This window comes from Agromyces sp. NPDC058104 (assembly GCF_042884835.1).
Taxonomy (GTDB): Bacteria; Actinomycetota; Actinomycetes; order Actinomycetales; family Microbacteriaceae; genus Agromyces.
Window position 1 is genome coordinate 1543038 of sequence record NZ_JBHVTD010000001.1, and the last position, 17326, is coordinate 1560363.

General features: G+C 72.0%; 17 protein-coding genes and 1 tRNA gene. 8 read left to right on the top strand and 10 right to left on the bottom strand.

Annotated elements, in window-relative coordinates; all coding sequences use genetic code 11:
* Positions 1-18 precede the first annotated feature (18 nt).
* The 5 genes from ACFVTH_RS07335 to ACFVTH_RS07355 form a co-directional block, all read right to left on the bottom strand.
* The gene (locus ACFVTH_RS07335; RefSeq protein WP_386941446.1) at positions 19-1251 is read right to left on the bottom strand and encodes a PP2C family protein-serine/threonine phosphatase; all 1233 of its coding nucleotides are present in this window, start codon (positions 1249-1251) and stop codon (positions 19-21) included.
* A gap of 3 nt (positions 1252-1254) precedes the next feature.
* Positions 1255-1797: an FHA domain-containing protein gene (locus ACFVTH_RS07340; protein WP_386941447.1), complete on the bottom strand. Its 543-nt coding sequence runs from the start codon at positions 1795-1797 to the stop codon at positions 1255-1257.
* Positions 1794-2540, bottom strand: coding sequence for an FhaA domain-containing protein (locus ACFVTH_RS07345; protein WP_387088388.1), 747 nt, complete (start codon positions 2538-2540; stop codon positions 1794-1796). Before ACFVTH_RS07345 ends, ACFVTH_RS07340 begins: the two co-directional genes overlap by 4 nt.
* A 65-nt stretch (positions 2541-2605) precedes the next feature.
* On the bottom strand, positions 2606-5119 hold the full coding sequence (locus tag ACFVTH_RS07350) for a glycoside hydrolase family 65 protein (RefSeq protein WP_387088391.1): 2514 nt from the start codon (positions 5117-5119) through the stop codon (positions 2606-2608).
* Entirely contained in the window at positions 5116-5784 is a 669-nt protein-coding gene (locus ACFVTH_RS07355; protein ID WP_387088783.1) for an HAD family hydrolase, read from the bottom strand. Before ACFVTH_RS07355 ends, ACFVTH_RS07350 begins: the two co-directional genes overlap by 4 nt.
* A gap of 413 nt (positions 5785-6197) precedes the next feature.
* On the opposite strand from ACFVTH_RS07355, the gene ACFVTH_RS07360 reads away from it, so the two are divergent.
* Positions 6198-6281 (top strand) — tRNA-Leu (locus ACFVTH_RS07360).
* Positions 6282-6349: 68 nt separating this feature from the next.
* On the opposite strand, the gene ACFVTH_RS07365 is transcribed toward ACFVTH_RS07360, so the two are convergent.
* Positions 6350-7183 carry an alpha/beta fold hydrolase gene (locus tag ACFVTH_RS07365; protein ID WP_387088394.1) on the bottom strand — a complete coding sequence of 278 codons (834 nt, stop codon included), beginning with the start codon at positions 7181-7183 and terminating at the stop codon, positions 6350-6352.
* Positions 7184-7324: 141 nt separating this feature from the next.
* Here ACFVTH_RS07365 and ACFVTH_RS07370 point away from each other — a divergent pair, with 141 nt between their 5' ends.
* From ACFVTH_RS07370 to ACFVTH_RS07395, 6 genes are all read left to right on the top strand, one after another.
* Positions 7325-7828 carry a CGNR zinc finger domain-containing protein gene (locus ACFVTH_RS07370; RefSeq protein WP_387088397.1) on the top strand — a complete coding sequence of 168 codons (504 nt, stop codon included), beginning with the start codon at positions 7325-7327 and terminating at the stop codon, positions 7826-7828.
* A gap of 133 nt (positions 7829-7961) precedes the next feature.
* Positions 7962-9086 carry a hypothetical protein gene (locus ACFVTH_RS07375; RefSeq protein WP_387088400.1) on the top strand — a complete coding sequence of 375 codons (1125 nt, stop codon included), beginning with the start codon at positions 7962-7964 and terminating at the stop codon, positions 9084-9086.
* 111 nt (positions 9087-9197) lie between these two features.
* The gene (locus tag ACFVTH_RS07380; protein ID WP_387088403.1) at positions 9198-10709 is read left to right on the top strand and encodes an SPFH domain-containing protein; all 1512 of its coding nucleotides are present in this window, start codon (positions 9198-9200) and stop codon (positions 10707-10709) included.
* A 1-nt stretch (position 10710) separates the two neighbouring features.
* Complete coding sequence (locus ACFVTH_RS07385; protein ID WP_387088406.1) at positions 10711-11196, top strand: DUF805 domain-containing protein; 486 nt, start codon at positions 10711-10713, stop codon at positions 11194-11196.
* 261 nt (positions 11197-11457) lie between these two features.
* Entirely contained in the window at positions 11458-12354 is an 897-nt protein-coding gene (locus ACFVTH_RS07390; RefSeq protein WP_387088409.1) for an EamA family transporter, read from the top strand.
* Between the two features lie 80 nt (positions 12355-12434).
* A complete protein-coding gene (locus tag ACFVTH_RS07395) occupies positions 12435-12887 on the top strand; it encodes a DUF2871 domain-containing protein (RefSeq protein WP_387088411.1) in 453 nt (150 codons plus the stop codon).
* 5 nt (positions 12888-12892) lie between these two features.
* On the opposite strand, the gene ACFVTH_RS07400 is transcribed toward ACFVTH_RS07395, so the two are convergent.
* Together ACFVTH_RS07400 and ACFVTH_RS07405 are read right to left on the bottom strand one after the other, a co-directional pair.
* A complete protein-coding gene (locus tag ACFVTH_RS07400; protein ID WP_387088414.1) occupies positions 12893-13426 on the bottom strand; it encodes a YbaK/EbsC family protein in 534 nt (177 codons plus the stop codon).
* A gap of 47 nt (positions 13427-13473) precedes the next feature.
* Positions 13474-14070 (bottom strand): GNAT family N-acetyltransferase, encoded by a 597-nt coding sequence (locus ACFVTH_RS07405; protein ID WP_387088416.1) that lies wholly within the window; start codon positions 14068-14070, stop codon positions 13474-13476.
* A 78-nt stretch (positions 14071-14148) separates the two neighbouring features.
* Between ACFVTH_RS07405 and ACFVTH_RS07410 the strand changes: the two genes are divergently transcribed.
* The gene (locus tag ACFVTH_RS07410; protein WP_387088420.1) at positions 14149-15066 is read left to right on the top strand and encodes a DNA-3-methyladenine glycosylase family protein; all 918 of its coding nucleotides are present in this window, start codon (positions 14149-14151) and stop codon (positions 15064-15066) included.
* 189 nt (positions 15067-15255) lie between these two features.
* On the opposite strand, the gene ACFVTH_RS07415 is transcribed toward ACFVTH_RS07410, so the two are convergent.
* Positions 15256-16338 (bottom strand): NAD(P)H-dependent flavin oxidoreductase, encoded by a 1083-nt coding sequence (locus ACFVTH_RS07415; protein ID WP_387088423.1) that lies wholly within the window; start codon positions 16336-16338, stop codon positions 15256-15258.
* Complete coding sequence (locus ACFVTH_RS07420) at positions 16335-17201, bottom strand: flavin reductase family protein (RefSeq protein WP_387088426.1); 867 nt, start codon at positions 17199-17201, stop codon at positions 16335-16337. Before ACFVTH_RS07420 ends, ACFVTH_RS07415 begins: the two co-directional genes overlap by 4 nt.
* Positions 17202-17326 lie beyond the last annotated feature (125 nt).

The following is a 17326-nucleotide window of genomic DNA, read 5'->3' on the forward strand; positions in this document are numbered from 1 at the left end:
CGACCGGTCGCGGCGTGGTCAGTCAAGGGACTCCTCCAAGCGCTGCACGATCTGGAATGCCTCGGTGAAGGACCCCGCGCTGATCGTCTGCTCGACGCGCTGCTGGTCGTAGGTGCGCAGCTCGGCGATGTCGATGTCGGTCTCGGTGTGCAGCTCGTGCAGCGAGATGGGGCCGAGGTTCTGCTGGATGCCCTGGTAGATGGCGACCCGCCCGTTCGACTCGCCCACGTAGTAGCGGGTCTGCGTCCACTGGTAGCTGAACACGATCGCCAGCACGATCGCCGCGACGAACAGCACGATCCAGAAGCCCCACACCCAGCGGCGGCGCCGCCGGCGGCGCGCGTCCTCCTCGATCAGCTCGTCGAAGTAGTCGGCGGAGTCGGGCTCGAAGTGCGTCTCCTGCACGGGGTGCGGCCTGAACGGCGTCAGTCGGATGCCTCGTGGTCGCACCGGCTCGGACGCGGCGCCGAAGGCGAGCGGGGCTGCCGCCGACCCGACGATGAGCGGCGGCGTCGCCGGGGCGGCGGGCTCGCCGATGTCGACGAGCACGACCGTGACGTTGTCGGGGGCGCCGCCGTCGAGCGACGCCTTCACGAGGCGGTCGGCGACCTGCTTCGCGCCGACGTCGGCCGACATGAACTCGTGGATCTCGTCGAAGGAGACGACGCCCGAGAGCCCGTCGGAGCAGAGCATCCACCGGTCGCCGTCGCGAGTGTCGAGCACCATCTGGTCGATCTCGGGCGAGGCCTCGACGTCGCCGAGCACGCGCATGAGCACCGAGCGGCGCGGGTGCACCATGGCCTCCTCGGCCGTGATGCGGCCGGCGTCGACGAGGCGCTGGACGAAGGTGTGGTCGGTCGAGATCTGGCTGAGCTCGCCCGAGCGCAGCAGGTAGATGCGCGAGTCGCCGATGTGCGAGATCACGACCCGGTCGCCGAGGTACAGCATCGAGCTGACCGTCGTGCCCATGCCGGTCAGTTCGGAGTGCTCGGCCACCGTCTCGGCGAGGCGCCGGTTGGCGGCGATGAGCGCGCCCTCGAGGGCGGCGGCCGCCTCGGGTGCGCTGTCGTAGTCGACGTCGGCCTCGGCGATGCGACGCGTCGCGATCGCGCTCGCGACGTCACCGCCGGCGTGGCCGCCCATGCCGTCGGCGACGAGGAACAACCGGCGCCCGGCGTAGCCGGAGTCCTGATTGTTCGAGCGGACCCGCCCGACGTGCGAGACCGCTGCGCTCGCCTTCACCGTCGGCATGGGCTACCGCCGCAGCTCGAACGTCGTCGCTCCGACCTTCACGGTGGCTCCGAGCGGGATCGGGGTGGGCACGGTCACTCGGGAGCCGTTGAGGAAGGTGCCGTTCGTCGAGTCGAGGTCCTGGATCATCCACCGGTCGTTCCACAGCATGAGCCGGGCGTGGTGGGTCGAGGTGTAGTCGTCGCGGATGATGATCGCCGAGTCGCTCGACCGGCCGATCGTGATCTCGTCGCGGCCGAGCGGGAACTCGACGCCGGACTTCGCGCCGCTCGTGATCACGAGGCGGGAGGCGTTGCTGCTCGATGCCACCTCGTCGCCGCCGGAGGCGGCGGGCGTCGACACCGGCGCGGTGGCCGCGGCGGACGGGACGGGCGAGCTCGGGAAGGCCGACGCCGCTGCGGGCGCGCCCGACGCGCTCTCGGGCTGCAGCTTGCGCACGCGCTGGCCGAACAGGTCGCTGCGGAGCGCGTAGACGATCGCGAAGATGAAGACCCAGAGCAGGATCAGGAAGCCCAGCTGGAGGACGACCAGGGTCAGTTCGCTCATTCGCCCGCTCCCCAGAATCCGCCCATGTCGTGGCGCTGCGTCGCCGGTGCCGCGCGGCGGGGCTCGCCTGCGCCGCCCGCGGCCTGCGCGAGCACCCGGAATACGATACGCGAGCGCCCGATGGTGATCACCGAGTCGGGCTCGAGGATCGACTCCTTCACGACGGCGCCGTTCAGCTGGGTGCCGTTCGTCGAGCCGAGGTCGCGCACCCGGGCGCGCGAGCCGTCCCATTGCACCTCGGCGTGGCGGCGCGAGGCGCCGGAGTCGTCGAGGGTGACGTCGGCCTCGCTGCCGCGGCCGATGACCGTGCGGCCCTTGAGGATCGGGTATCGCTTGCCGTCGACGTCGAGCACCGGGGTCCAGGCGACCTGGCCCTTCACGTTCTGGGAGTCGACCTGCACCATGCCCACGCTGAGGCTCTCGTCGGGGCGGAGCCCGATCGTGATGCCGCCCGCGAACTGGAAGTGCTGGCTCGCCGCGTGGCGCTGCACGAGGTCGACGAGCTCGTCGATGAGCGCCGGCCCGAGCGACGCCATGCGGTCGTGGTCGGCCGGCGACATGCGCACGGTGAAGTTGTTCGGCACGAGCACCCGGTCGCGCGACACGACGGCCGCCTTGGTGTCGATCTCTCGCTTCAGCGCCGAGGTGATCTCGACCGGTTGCAGCCCCGAGCGGAAGGTCTTCGCGAACGCGCCGTTGACGGCGCGCTCGAGACCTTTCTCGAAGTTGTCCAGTAGGCCCACAGGTCTCCCGATTCCGGTGTCTGACTTCGCGTCATGTTAGCGCGAGCGGCTGGCAACACCCCTGATCAATCGATCGGGATGACCGATTCCATGTCGTCCGCGTCGAGCGACAGGGTCGGGATCGACGCCGTCAGCAGGGTACCGTCCGCCCGTCGGGTGCCCGTGACATCCTGCATCGTCGGCGAGCCGTGCCTGCGCGGGCCCTGCCCGTCGAGCGGCACGGTCACCGGGGCATCCGCCTCGATCGTGACCTCGGTGCCGCGCACCGAGACCGTCGCGCCGGTGCCCTCCTCGACCGTGAAGGTGATGGCCCCCGGCTCGAGCTCGACCCGCAGCCGGGTGCCGCGGAGCGTGAGGCGGAAGGTGAGCCGGGTCCAGCCGTCGGGCAGGCGCGGATCGAAGGTGAAGCGCCCGCCGTGGTCGCGGAAGCCGCCGAAGCCCGAGACGAGGGCGCTCCAGACGCCGCCGGTGGAGGCCACGTGCACGCCGTCGGCCGCGTTGTGGTGCAGGTCGGCGAGGTCGACGAACAGGGCCGAGCGGAAGTAGCGCATCGCGAGCTCGTGGTAGCCGACCTCGGCGGCGATGATCGACTGCACGACCGCCGACAGGGTCGAGTCGCCCGTGGTCAGCGGGTCGTAGTACTCGAAGTTGGCCCGCTTCGCCTCCGCCGAGAAGCGGTCGCCCTGCAGGTACAGCGCGAGCACGACGTCGGCCTGCTTCAGCACCTGGAAGCGGTAGATGACGAGCGGGTGGTAGTGCAGCAGCAGCGGCCGGCGGTCGTCGGGCGTGTTCTCGAGGTCCCACAGCTCCTTCTGGAGGAACGCGGAGTCCTGCGGGTGGATGCCCAGCTGCTCGTCGAAGGGGATGTGCATGTGGGCGGCGGCGCGCCGCCAGCTCGCGACCTCGGACGGCGTCACGCCGAGACGCTCGACGAGCCGGTGGTACGCCGGGGCGTCGTTCACCTGGAGGGTGTCGATCGCGGCGGCCGCGGCGGCGAGGTTCGCCCGCGCCATCACGTTCGTGTACAGGTTGTCGTTCACGACGGTCGTGTACTCGTCGGGGCCGGTGACGCCGTGGATGTGGAACACGTCGTCGGCGTTCGAGCGCCAGAAGCCGAGGTCCTCCCACATGCGGGCGGTCTCGACGAGGATGTCGATCGCGCCGCGGGCGAGGAACTCCTCGTCGCCGGTGGCGGCCACGTACTGGCAGAGCGCATAGGAGACGTCGGCGTCGATGTGGTACTGGGCCGTGCCGGCCGCGTAGTACGCGCTCGACTCCTGGCCGTTGATCGTGCGCCACGGGAAGAGCGCGCCGCGCTGGTTCAGCTCGAGGGCGCGCGAGCGCGCGGCGTCGAGCATGCGCTGGCGGAAGCGCAGCACGTTGCGGGCGACGATCGGGGCGGTGTAGCTCAGGAACGGGAGGACGTACACCTCGCTGTCCCAGAAGTAGTGACCGCCGTAGCCCGAGCCGCTCACGCCTTTCGCGGCGACGCCGCCGCCGTCGGTGCGGGCGGTCGACTGGGCGAGCTGGAAGAGGTTCCACCTGGTCGCCTGCTGCAGCACCGGCTCGCCCTCGATCTGCACGTCGGACCGAGCCCAGTAGTCGTCGAGCCAGGAGCGCTGCTGGGCGAACAGCTCGCCCGTGCCGAGCTCGGCCGCGCGATCGAGGGTGCGGTCGCAGCGGTCGACGAGCTCGCGCGCCGGCACCTTGCGGGCCGTGTGGTAGCTCACCGTCTTCGTGATGCGGATCGGCATGCCCTGCTTCGCCTGCACCCGGTACACGTGCTTCGCCAGGTCGTCGCCGATCGTGCCGGTCTCGGTGAACGGGTTGTCGGTCGTGATCTGGTGCTCGGCGCCGACCGCGAGCGTCATGCCCGAGTTCGTGCACTGGTAGCCGAGCAGGTAGCGGCCGCCCTCCGAGCGCTTCATGCGCGGCTGGAGCACCCGCTCGGTGAACTGCTCGGCGCGCCGGGGGTCGAACGCGCCGGGCGCCTCCTGGGTCACCCCGCTGCGGTACTCGTCGCGGCCGTCCTGGCGGTTGAGGATCTGGCTCGAGATCGTCACCGCCGCATCGGCGTCGAGCAGCTCGACCTCGTAGTCGATCACCGCGAGGTGGCGATCGGTGAAGCTCGTCATGCGGCGGCTCGTGATGAGCACCCGCTTGCCGGCGGGCGTGCGCCACTCGATCGACCGGCTGAGCGCGCCCAGCCGGAAGTCGAGCCGGCGCTCGTACGACCGCAGCTCGGCCTCGGTGAGCACGAGCGGCTCGTCGTCGACGTACAGGCGGATGATCTTGGCATCCGGTGCGTTGACGATCGTCTGGCCGACCCGGGCGAAGCCGAACGCCTCCTCGGCGTGACGGATCGGCCACGTCTCGTGGAACCCGTTCACGAAGGTGCCGTGCATGTGGCCGTCGCGGCCCTCCTCGACGTTGCCGCGGAGGCCGAGGTAGCCGTTGCCGACGCCGAAGAGCGTCTCGGTGCGGCCCATGTCGGCGTCGCCGAACTCGGTCTCGACCAGCGCCCACGGGTCGACCGGGAAGCGGCTGCGGTTCAGCGGGTCGGTGTCGGCGAACCTCATTCGGAGTCCTTCCGGGTCGGCGGGAGACGGGGGATCAGCTCGTCGAGCTCGTCGACGACGAGATCGGCGCCGAGGCGCTCGAGCACCGCCCGACCGCTGCCCCGGTCGACGCCGACCACGAGCCCGAACTCACCGGCGGCCCCGGCCTGCACGCCCGACTCGGCGTCCTCGACGACGGCACACGCGGTGGTCGGCAGGCCGAGCAGCTCGGCGGCGCGCTCGAAGGTGTCGGGCGCCGGCTTGCCGGGCAGGTGCTCGGCCGCGGCGTAGCCGCCGTCGACGACGACCTCGAAGCGGTCGGCGAGGCCTGCGGCGGCGAGCACGGCCGGCGCGTTCTTCGAGCTCGAGACGACGGCCACGTGGCATCCGGCCGCCTGCACCGCGTCGAGGAACGCGACGCTCGCGGGGTACGCGGCGACGCCCTCCTCGGCGAGGGTCTCGTTGAACGCGGCGTTCTTGCGGTTGCCGAGGCCGTGCACCGTGTCGAGCTCGGGGGCGTCGGTCACCTCGCCCTCGGCGACGCGGATGCCGCGACTCGCGAGCAGGCTGCGGACCCCGTCGTACCGGGGCTTGCCGTCGATGTGGGCGAAGTAGTCGGCCTCGGTGTACGGGGCCGCGCCGTGCTGCACGAGGTAGGGCGTGAAGAGGCGCGCCCAGGCGTGCATGTGCACGGTCGCGGTGGGCGTGAGCACGCCGTCGAGGTCGAAGAGCCAGCCGCGGATGCCGCGGAGATCGAGTCGCCCGTCGGGGGAGTGGGTCACGTGGGCGCTCCTTTCGTCGCATCGGTCATGGGCGCCGGTACCCGGGTTTCGATGCTATTCCCGGGCCGCGGGCCGGCGCGAGGTGCAGGCCCGACTCGGAGCGTTTGCCAAGGGTCGGGGCGGCCGGTTCGCACCCGTCGCTGACGGGTCGCAGGACGATCCGGCGGACGCGCCCGGTACGGCGGCGCGGCGTGCGAGTCGTCCTGCGAATCGCCAGGCAGCGGCTGCCGGCGGGAGGCCCCGTGGCCTCGAATGGAGTTGTGGCTCGCGAGATGTTAGGCTCTCGTGGCTGGACGCACTTCGGTGCGACCACATTTGCGCGAGTGGCGGAATTGGCAGACGCGCTGGCTTCAGGTGCCAGTACTCGCAAGGGTGTGGGGGTTCAAGTCCCCCCTCGCGCACAACACAACAGGAAGAGCCCCCGCGGTCGCGGGGGCTCTTCGTCGTTCGGGCGGGCCGTCGGCCGGGGCTACTTCGCCAGGAAGGCGAGCAGCGCCTCGGTGACCTCGTCGCCGTGGGTCCACAGCAGTCCGTGCGGGGCGCCCTCGATCTCGACGTAGTCGGCCGACGGGAGTCGCTTGACGAACTCGCGGGCGGTCGCGTCGATCGGGAGGATGCGGTCGGCGGTGCCGTGCAGGATCAGGCTCGGCACCTCGACCTTCGCGATGTCGTCGCGGAAGTCGGTGAGCCAGGACTGCACGACCGCCGAGGACGCGAACCACGAGGCGCTCGCCGCCGTGTTCCAGCTCGCGCGGACGGCGGCCTCGCTGATGCGGCTGCCGAGGGTCTCGTCGAGGTTGTAGAAGTTCTGGAAGAAGTCGTCGAACCAGGCGTAGCGGTCGGCCTTCGCCGCCTGCTCGATGCCCGAGAAGACGTCGGCCGGAACGCCGGTCGGGTTGTCGTCGGTCTGCAGCAGGAACGGCTCGAGCGAGGCGAGGAAGGCGGCCTTCGCGATGCGCTCGCCGCCGTAGGCGCCGAGGTAGCGGCCGAGTTCGCCGGTGCCCATCGAGAAGCCGACGAGCACGACGTCGCGCAGGTCGAGGGTCTCGAGCACCACCTTCAGGTCGTGGGCGAAGGTGTCGTAGTCGTAGCCGGTCGTGGGCTGGCTCGACTTGCCGAAGCCGCGGCGGTCGTAGGTGATCACCCGGTAGCCGGCCTGGAGGAGGGCGGCCGACTGCTTCTCCCACGAGGCGCCGCTGAGCGGGTAGCCGTGGATCAGCACGACGGGCTGACCGGAGCCGTGGTCCTCGTAGTAGAGGTCGATGTTCTGGGAGTTCTCGGTTCCGACGGTGATGTACGACATGGCGCCCTCCTGGCTTGGATTCATCTCTAACTGGAATGCGGATTCGATCCGGTTAGTTCTGGTGAGTGCAACGCTATAACCCCATTGCTATTCCATGCAAGTTAGAATCGAGGAAAGACCGGATGAACCCGAGGAGACCCGATGAGTGAGACGACCGCGGCAGCGGGGCTACTGCTCGACCTGGTGAACTCGCGACTCGTCTACGGCGACCGGGTCGACGACGAGCTCGACGACGAGCGCGGCGCGGCCTGGCTGCGCGCGCACGGGGCACCGGCCGAGGCATCCGACCTCGCCGACGCCCGCGAGGTGCGCGACGCGCTCGTCGCCGTGCTGCGGGGAACGCGCTCGCCGGACGCGCTCGGGCCCTGGCTCGACGAGATGGCCCGCCGGCCCGAGCTGGCAGCCGAGGGCGGGCTCGTCTGGCGCGATCGCGACGGCGACGGCCGCAGGGTCGGCGGGGCGGCCATCCGCGAGTGGGCGGAGCTGCAGTCGCCCTCGGGCTCGCGCATCCGGCCGTGCGCCGCACCCGACTGCCAGCACTTCTTCATCGACACGAGCCGCGCGAACGCGCGTCGCTGGCACTCGATGGAGACGTGCGGCAACCGGGAGAAGGCCCGTCGGCACTATGCGAAGGCGGCCGTCTGAGGGCGGTTCTCGCCGAAAGTCGATCACGATTCGGGATCGACTGCGGTCGCATCGATGCGCGGGGTGTTTGGATGGACCGCCCGAACTTCTCCGGTGGCCCCCGAAGGCGCACCGACCCCGCCCGAGGTGATGAGTGACCGACCCTGCACCCCCGAAGTACGGCGTTCGCGTCCCGAGCGCCGATTCCGTCGACGAGGCTCCGACCGAGTCCCGGCCTCCGACCGGCGAGTCCGCCGTCGGCGACGTCAGCGCCGGCGACGTCAGCGCCGGCGACGTCAGCGCCGGCGACGTCAGCGCCGGCGACGTCAGCGCCGGCGACGCCAGCGCCGGCGACGCCAGCGCCGTCGAAGCACCGCCCGCGCGACGCCGGCCGTGGGGCGCGATCGTCACGATCTCACTGCTGGGCGTCGCCCTCGCCGGTGCGGTCGCAGGGTGCGTCTGGTTCTTCCTCCAGCTCGACGCCGCGCAGGAGCGGATCTCCGAGCAGGAGCAGGAGCTCGAGCAGCAGCGCGAGCTCATCGACGAGAAGGAGACCTTCGGCGCGGCGATGAACGCCCTGCTCGACTCGACCGTCAAGTTCGACGGCGTGCCGACCGCCTCGGTCGTGCCGTGGGAGGACTACCGCCGCTACGCCGTGCAGGCGTGGGCGCATCGCTGGGACGCCGAGGCGGTCGCCGCCGACACGCGGGCCGTCGAGCAGGCGACCGCCGATCTCGACGCCCGCTGGAACGAGGCGCAGCAGGCGGCGCGGTCGAACGCGAGCGGTTCGGGCTACGAGGCGGTCATCGACCGCCTCTCCGGCGGATTCGTGGACTCGGTCATCGACGACGCCAAGTCGATCTGCGACGACGGCGACGACGCGGCCGACGGCGAACTGCTCGCGTGCGTCGTCCACGACGATCCGTACCTGGTGCACTTCGACGCCGCGGCCAACGCCGTGCCCTACATGAACGACGAACTGCGCGCCGGCATCGCGTACCACGAGTTCGCGCACGTGCTGCAGATCACGAACCCCACCGCCACCCGCGAGGCGCTCGTCGCGTTCGACGGCGACGACGAGGTCATGGCCGATTGCTACGCGCTCACCTTCCTCGACGGATGGAAGCTCGACCACCGGATCTGGACCAGCGACGTCGAGTACTGGGACGTGAACATCGGCTACGGGAAGGCCTGCGACGCGGCACAGCAGCAGGCGATCCGCGACTGGAACGCGAAGCTCGGCGTCGAGCTCCAGGCCGTGACGAGCAGGGCGCTCTGAGCGGGTCCGCAGCGGCACGCGGCATCCAGTACCCCGGAACGATTGCGCAGGGGCGCTCGGCCCGACATCCTTGAGCGGAGCCCTGCCCGACCACCCGAACGAAGGAACCCCGTGCTCGAGTTCTTCGCCGCTGCCCCGATCATCGGCATCATCGCCCTCGTCGTCATCGCCGCCGTCATCCTCTGGATCTGGGCGAAGGTGCTGTATCGCAACGTCTCACCCGACGAGGCGATCGTCGTCACCGGCAAGCGCTCGAAGCGCCGCGTCGTCGACGGCGTCGACACCGAGGAGTCGGGCCAGCGCGTCGTGCACGGCCAAGGCGTGTGGATCATGCCCTTCTTCCAGAAGGCGCACAAGATCTCGCTGCGTTCGCGCGCGATCGAGATCCGCGCCGAGGCGCAGACGAACAACGGCATCACCGTGCACGTCGACGCCGTCGCGATCGTCAAGGTCGGCGACAGCGCCTCCGCGATCCGTGCGGCCGCCCAGCGGTTCCTCGGGCAGGACAAGAACATCGACATCTTCGCCCAGGAGGTGCTGTCGGGTTCGCTGCGCGCCTCGATCGGTGCGACCGATGTGCTCACCATCATCAACCGCCGCGACGAGCTCTCGGCCGCGGTGCTCGGCGTCGCCCGGGAGTCGCTGCTCAGCCAGGGCCTCGACGTCGACTCGTTCGAGATCAAGGGCATCTCCGACAACAACGGCTACATCGACGACCTCGGCCGCGCCGAGCAGGCGAAGGTGCGCAAGCAGGCCGAGATCGCCGAGGCCGTGGCGCAGCGCGAGGCCCGCGAGGCCGTGATCGCCGCCGAGCAGACCGTCGCCGAGCGCGAGGCCGAGCTCGCCCAGCGCAAGGCCGCCCTGCAGCGCGAGACCGACAAGGCCACCGCCGAGGCCGCCGCGGCTCGCCCGCTCGCCGAGGCGCTCTCGCAGCAGGAGGTCGTCGCCCAGCAGGAGATCACGGCGCAGAAGAAGGCCGCGCTCCGCGCCGCCGAGCTCGACTCCGAGGTCAAGGCCGTCGCCGACGCGCAGGCCTACAAGGTCAAGGTCGAGGCCGAGGCCGCCGCCGAGGCCGTGCGCATCGCCGCCGAGGCCGACCGCATCGCCCGTACCGCGTCGGCGGAGGCGCTCAAGGCCGAGGGCCTCGCCGAGGCCGACGCGATCCAGGCCAAGGGTGCCGCCGAGGCGGCCGCGACGAAGGCCGCGGCCGAGGCCGTCGCCCAGCAGTCCGAGGCCCTGCTGCAGATGCGGGTCATCGACGCGCTGCCGCTCATCGCGCGCGAGCTCGCCGCGCCGATGTCGAACATCGACCAGCTCACCGTCGTCTCGACCGACGGCGCCTCGCAGCTCGCGAAGAACGCCGTCTCGGGCATCACCGAGGTCGACGCGATGCTGAGCTCGACCATGGGCGTCGGCCTGCGCGAGCTGCTCGGCTCGATCATCGGCGGCGCCGCCGCAGGCGGTGCGGCCGCTCGCGCCTCCGAGCACGACGGCGCGGCCATCGGCGCTGCGGTCGCCTCGGCGGGTGCGCAGCTCGCTGCTGCGGTCGGGCCGGTCGCCGATCGCCTGGACGCGCCGCTCGTGGACGAACAGCTCGCCTCCACCGCCGACGACGTGCGCTGACGTGTCGACGACCGAGCTCGGCTCCGCGGTCGGGTCGAAGCCCGAGGTCGCCGCGGATCGACCCGTTCCCGGTGCGAACCTTTCGACCGCGCTCGCGCGGTACTTCAGGGGCTACGCGCGCTTCACCGGACGTGCGAGCCGTTCGGAGTTCTGGTGGGTGGTGCTCGTCGTCGAGACGGCGCGACTCGGCACCGCCATCGCGGTCGAGTCGCTCCTCGCGGCGTCGGCCCGCGCGGTCGACGCTCAGGAGTACCTGACGTCGCTCACGCTCGCGAGCGTGCTGGCCCTGCTGCTCGCGGTCGGAATCCTCGCACTCGTCGTCCCGACCCTCGCCCTCTTCTGGAGGAGACTGCACGATGCGGACCATCCTGGGCCGATCGCCCTGCTCACCCTGGTCCCGCTCCTCGGCGGGTTCGTCGTGATCTTCATCGGGTTGCGGCGCTCGAGCCCGGCAGGGCGTCGGTTCGACTCCACGACGACCGCCTGACCGTCGCGACGACGACCGAACCGGGCCGGGTGATCTCCGCTGATCGCCCGGCCCCCGATCGTCGTCGGCCGGGCCCTCGCCGTTCACCCGGCGGTTCACCCGCCCGTGCTAGCGTCGTTCGCGATAGCGCCTAGGGTTCCGGGGCCGCGCGCCCGACTGGTCCGAGCGGCGCCACGGCCGTCGCCGACGACCGTCATCTGACAGGACAAAAGCCCGGAGGACCGTGTTCGTCGCGCCCGCGGCGGACGGAAGGTCCTCGCAATGTCGTCCACGGCTCTCGTCCTCGTCCTCGCCGCAGCGGTCTGCCATGCGGCATGGAACATCGTCGCCCACGGCGTCAGCCGGATCGGCATGCCCTTCCTCTGGTGGGGCGCGGTCGCGTCGACGGTCGTCTGGCTGCCCGCGGTGCCGCTGACCGGCGGGCTCGGCGGTGCCTCGGCCGCCGAGTTCGCGCTGGCGGCCGCGGTCTCGGCGGTGCTGCACTGCGCCTACATGCTCGTGCTCCAGCGCGGCTACGCGACCGGTCGCCTCTCGACCGTCTACGCCGTCGCCCGCGGCACCGGCCCGACGATCACGGTGCTCGTGGCCGTGACCCTGCTCGGTGAACGCCCGTCGCCCGCGGCACTCGTCGGCATCGCGGCGATCATCGTCGCGGTCGTCGCGATGGGCGTCATCGATCGGCCGAGCGGTGCGGATGCCCCGGGCCCCCGAGCCCCGGGCCCTCACGGGCGCCGGCGGCTCGACCCCGGCATCGGCTGGGGCCTGCTCACCGGGGTCGCGATCGCCGCGTACACCGTGTGGGACGCGCACGCCGTGCGCGAGTGGGCGGTGGCTCCGGTCGCCTTCATGGTGGGCTGCACCGTCGGCGAGATCGTGCTGTTCAGCGCCGGGCTCGGCGGCAGGTGGCGCGAGCTCGGTGCGGTGGCGCGGAACCACTGGGGGAGGATCGCGGCGTTCGGCGTGCTCTCGCCGCTCGCGTACATCCTGGTGCTCGCCGCGATCACGATGGCCCCCGTCGCGCTCGTCGCGCCGTTGCGCGAGATCAGCGTGGTCCTCGTGAGCGTGTTCGGCGCGCTCGTGCTGCGGGAGGGTCGTGCGGGTGCGCGCATCGCGGCCTCGGCGGTGGTGGTCGCGGGCATCGTGCTGATGACGGCGTAGCCGGATCGGCCTCAATCCTTCGATCGATGCGGCGGTCGCGGCATCCCGCGATGCTGGAAGGACCGCCGGAAGGGATCGTCATGCTCAAGCTGTTCACCGCCGCGTTCGCCTACATGATCGTGGGGGTCGCCTCGGGGCTGTACTACCGCGAGCTCACGAAGTCGCAGGGGTTCCCCGAGGGGGAGTTCACGCAGCTGGGGCTCGCGCACACGCACCTGCTGACCCTCGGCGTCATCGTGCTGCTCATCGTGCTCGTGCTCGAGAAGGTGTTCGAGCTGTCGCAGAGCCGGTTGTTCGGCTGGTTCTTCTGGGTCTACAACGCCGGCGTCGTGCTGACCTCGGCGATGCTCGTCTGGCACGGCACCCTCACGGTGCTCGGCGAGGAGTCGACGGCCGCGATCGCGGGCATCGCGGGTCTCGGCCACATCCTCGTGACGGCCGGCATGGTGCTGCTCTTCCTCGCGCTGCGCCGCCGGATCGTCACGACCGCGGCGGCGAAGGCCGCAGCGCCGGTCGCCGGCTCGGCGGCGTAGCGGGCTCAGCCGGCGAGTGCGATCGGCAGCACCTCGGCGTCCGGCGACGAGGCGAGGAACGCCCCGCCGACCAGCAGCTTCGCATCGCGCGTGCCGCTGCCGATGATCAACCGCTCATGGCGGGCGACCGATTCGTCGACGAGCACGGGCCAGTCGCCCGGCAGGCCGACCGGCGTGATGCCGCCCACCTGCATGCCGGTGAGCTCGACCGCCAGCTCCATCGGGGCGAACGACAGCTTGCGCGCGTCGAGGTGCCGGCGCACGGCGCCGTTGACGTCGAGGCGGTCGGCGCCGCGCACGAGGCACGCCGCGTACCAGGTGCGCGCGCCGCGGCGCGCCTGCACGATGACGCAGTTCGCCCCGTCGGCCGGCGAGATCTCGTAGTGGGCGCAGAAGGCGGCGGTGTCGGCGAGGCCCGGGTCGATCGCCGCGACGAGCGCGTCGTTCGGGTCGGCGCCCGCGAGGGCGGCCGCGGTCGGCGCAGCGAGCAGCTCGGGGCGGTCGAGGGCAGGGCTGAATTCGAGGGTTCCGAAGCGCATGGTCGTCTCAGGGTACGGCGGACGCCCCCACGATGGCCACGGTCGCGTCAGGCGTCGACGGCGCGCCACATCGTGGTGACGGGGGCGCCGTCGAGGGGCGAGGTGAAGCCGCCGACCCGGCGAAACCCGGCACGCTCGTAGCGGCGGTCGTTCGCCGGGTTCGTCGACTCGAGGTAGGCGGGGAGGCCCTCGGACGCGAAGGCCCGCAGGTTCTCGGCGAGCATTCGTTGCCCGAGCCCCTCGCCGCGGCGGGCCGGGTTCGACGCGAGCAGGCTCAGGTACATGTGCGGCTGCCCGTGGGGGTGGTTCGACTCGAACGCCTCCATGAGCCCGTCGAAGGCACGCCGCTGTTCGGCGTCGAGCCGGTCGTCGACGATCGCCTCGACTGCGGCGAACTGGTCGTCGGTCATCTCGGGCGCGCCCGACGGCAGCCACACCGCGACCGCAGCGCCGTCGTCGGCGACCCAGACGGTCTCGTAGGGCAGCGCGCCCTCGACGAAGCGGCTCCAGAACGGTTCGAGGTGGCTCGTGTCGCCGTCGGGTCGACGCAGGACCGGGCCCCAGACGGGGTCGTCGGCGAAGGCGAGGGCGAGCGTCGCGGCGATCGAGGGGACGTCGGCGGCATCGGCGAGTCTGAGGTGCACGCGATCATCGTCGCACGCCGCTGCCTCGCCCGGACACCCGCCGACGTCGCTGTCAGCCGCGTGCGGCACACTGGTGCGGTGATCGCCGACCATGCCCTCGAGTGGCGGCCGCGGCATCCGACCGATCTCAGACAGACCCTCGGAAGCCTTCGCCGCGGCATCGGCGACCCTTCGTTCCACGTCGACCAGGCGGGCTCCGTGTGGCGTGCCGTGCGCACCGACCACGGAGACGCCACGGTTCGCCTGCGGCAGCTGCCGGGCGGCCTGCTGCGCTGCGAGGGGTGGGGGCCCGGGGCGGCGGCCGCGGTCGAACAGGCGCCCGAGCTGCTCGGCGAGCGTGACGACCCGACCGGTTTCGTCCCCCTCCTTCCGCTGCTCGACGACGCCCATCGCCGCAACCCCGGCCTGCGGGTGCCGCGCACGGCACAGGTGTTCGAGGCGCTTGCGGCGTCGATCCTCGAGCAGAAGGTCATCACGCTGCAGGCGCACGACTCGTGGCGCCGACTCGTCACCCGCTTCGGCACGGTCGCGCCCGGGCCGACGCCGCGGCCCATGCGCGTCGTGCCGAGTGCCGAGGTGTGGCGGGGGATCCCGAGCTGGGAGTGGCACAAGGCCGGCGTCGACCCGCGTCGCGCCGCGACGGTGCAGAACGCGGCGCGGTTTGCGCGCCGCCTCGACGAGGCGGTCGGCATGAGCCCGGCGGATGCCACGACGCGCCTCACCCTGATGCACGGCGTCGGACCGTGGACGGCGGCGGAGGTCGCGCAGCGCGCGCTCGGCGACGCGGACGCCGTCTCGGTCGGCGACTACCATCTCTCGAACTACGTCGGCCATGCGCTCGCAGGGCGCGACATGAGCGACGAGGAGATGCTCGAGGCCCTCGCGCCGTGGGCGGGGCATCGCTACCGGGTGGTGCGCCTGCTCGGTGCGGCCGGGGTTCGCGGGCGTCCGCGGCGCGGGCCGCGGATGCCGTTCGTCGACCACCGGAGCATCTGAGCGTCCCGTCGGGACTCGCCGCGCGCCGCTCGCGGCTCGCCGCTCGACTCGGTCGGCGGCCGGTCCGTTCGCCTGCCCGGCGGGCTCACCTTCCTGCCGCCCTCGGTACTTCGGTACCGGTTGCGCGCGGGAGGAAGGGTCCGGGATACCGGGGCCGAGGGCGGAATCGACGGGGCGGGCCCACCTCCCTCAGCGGTCGGGCAGGGTGGGGCTCGACGTCGCTCGCGGGCGGCGCAGCAGCGCGGCGGCGGTGCGGGTGAACTCGTCGAGCACCTCGGCGACCGGCCGCGATCGTCGCAGCAGGCCCACGCCCTGGCCGGCGTCGACGGGGACGAGCGCGTGGTCGCCGACGCGGTTCGCCGCCGTGATCGCGGCGCGCAGGGCGACGACATCGGTGCCATCGGCCGAGACGGTCGCCGTGCGCAGCTCCTCGACGCGGTCGAGCCACTCGTCGACGAGCGCGTTGCGGATGACGCGCTCGGGGAACCGCTCGGGCCACGGGAGTCCGAGCGCGGCGTCGATCGCCGTCGTGTTGACGGTGTCGTCGCCGGTCGCGGCGAGCAGCACGTCGATCGCCGCGGGCGACGAGAGGGTCTCGGTCGACGCCGAGAGGGCGGTGCCGATCCACGCCCCCGCGGCGCCCGCCGCGAGCACGGCGGCGAGCGCGCGACCCGAGCCGATGCCGCCGGCCGCGAGCACCGCCGGGCCGTCCGACGTCGTGGAACCGCGCGACTCGACGGCGTCGAGCACCGCATCGAGGAGGGCGAGCGTGCCCATGCGCGGGTCGCCGTGTCCGCCGCCCTCGGATCCGCGGGCGACGACGATGTCGACGCCCGCGTCGGCGGCGACCAGGGCCTCCGCGGCGGTGTAGACCTGCGTCGCCGCGAGGGCATCCGCGTCGTGCACGCGCGCGACCCACTCGAAGCGGTCGGCGAAGCTCACCGAGACGAGCGCGGGGTGCGCCCCGAGTGCGACGTCGAGCAGGGCGGGTTCGCGTACGACGCCCCAGTGCACGACGCCGATGCCGAACGGCTCGCCGTCGAGTTCGACGCGGGCGAGCTGCGCCTCGAGCTTCGCCGCCGAGCCGGCGCTGCCCATGCCGATCATGCCGAGCGCTCCGGCCCGCGAGACGGCGCTCGCGAAGCGGCCGCCGGCGACACCGCCCATCGGGGCGCTCACGATCGGCGTCGTGAGCCCGAGCGAGGCCGACCACGGGGTCGAGAGCACGGGCCTCGCGTCGGCCGCGGGGCGAGTCGCTCCTTGCGGGCTCACGGCTGCAGCTCCTGCCGGGCGGCCCATTCGACGAAGGCGGGCTCGGCGGAGACGATGCGCGAGACTTCTTCGCCGCCGTCGCAGCGGCAGAGGCTCACGATCGCCCCGTCGGCGTCCAGGCGGCGGAGCGCCCAGGTGCCGCCGAAGCCCTCCCAACGGTCGAGCTCGGCGAGGGGCGAGGGAGCGCCGGCAGCGGGAGCTTCGAGGGGAGGGGAGGCATCCTCGGGCTCGCTCGTGTCGGGCGGGCCGGGCGCGATCGGCGACTTTCTGGTCCAGCCGACGTGGTCGCCGCGGTCGTAGAAGTGGCGGAAGCTGTAGATGAGCGGATGCCAGGCGTGCGGGTCGATGTGGTTCGTTCCGGGCACGACGAGCTCGGGCAGGGCGTGCACGCGCACCACCTCGACCTCGACCATGAAGTACCCGGGGTCGACGCCGGGGGTCATGCGGCGCACCTCGCCCTCGAACTGCAGCGGTGCTTCGCGCACGCGCGGCGGCGACACCAGTTCGGAGGGCGTCGTCGTGAAGCCCGCGAGCTCGAACTTGCGCGGTTCGAAGCGGTACTGCCCGGCCTTCGCCGCGGGCACGGGGTCGCGGCCCGTCACCGACGAGAGCCGCTCGACCCTGCGCCACTGCCGCGCTGCCGGGAAGTTCACGGTCAGCTGCGGCCGATCGGCGAGGTTGGCCGCGGTCTGCCCGTCGGCCTCCAGTCCGAGCACGAGCATGCGTCCGAGCGCCCAGTGCGAGGAGGCGGGAGCGAGGTTCGCCGTGCCGTCGGCGTTCTCGGTGGCGACGAGGTAGACCGGTGTGCCGACGTAGAGGATGTTCGGCTCGATCACGAGGTGGTCTGAGGCTTCGGCGTCCATCGTGCGCCCTTCTCTTCGGATGCCTCTCACGCTACGCCCGCCCGCGGGAGCGGGCCCATCTGTGACGCCCCTCACGGAAGAGGCATAGCCAACGCATACCTTCGTCGCCTACGGTCGTGTGGGCG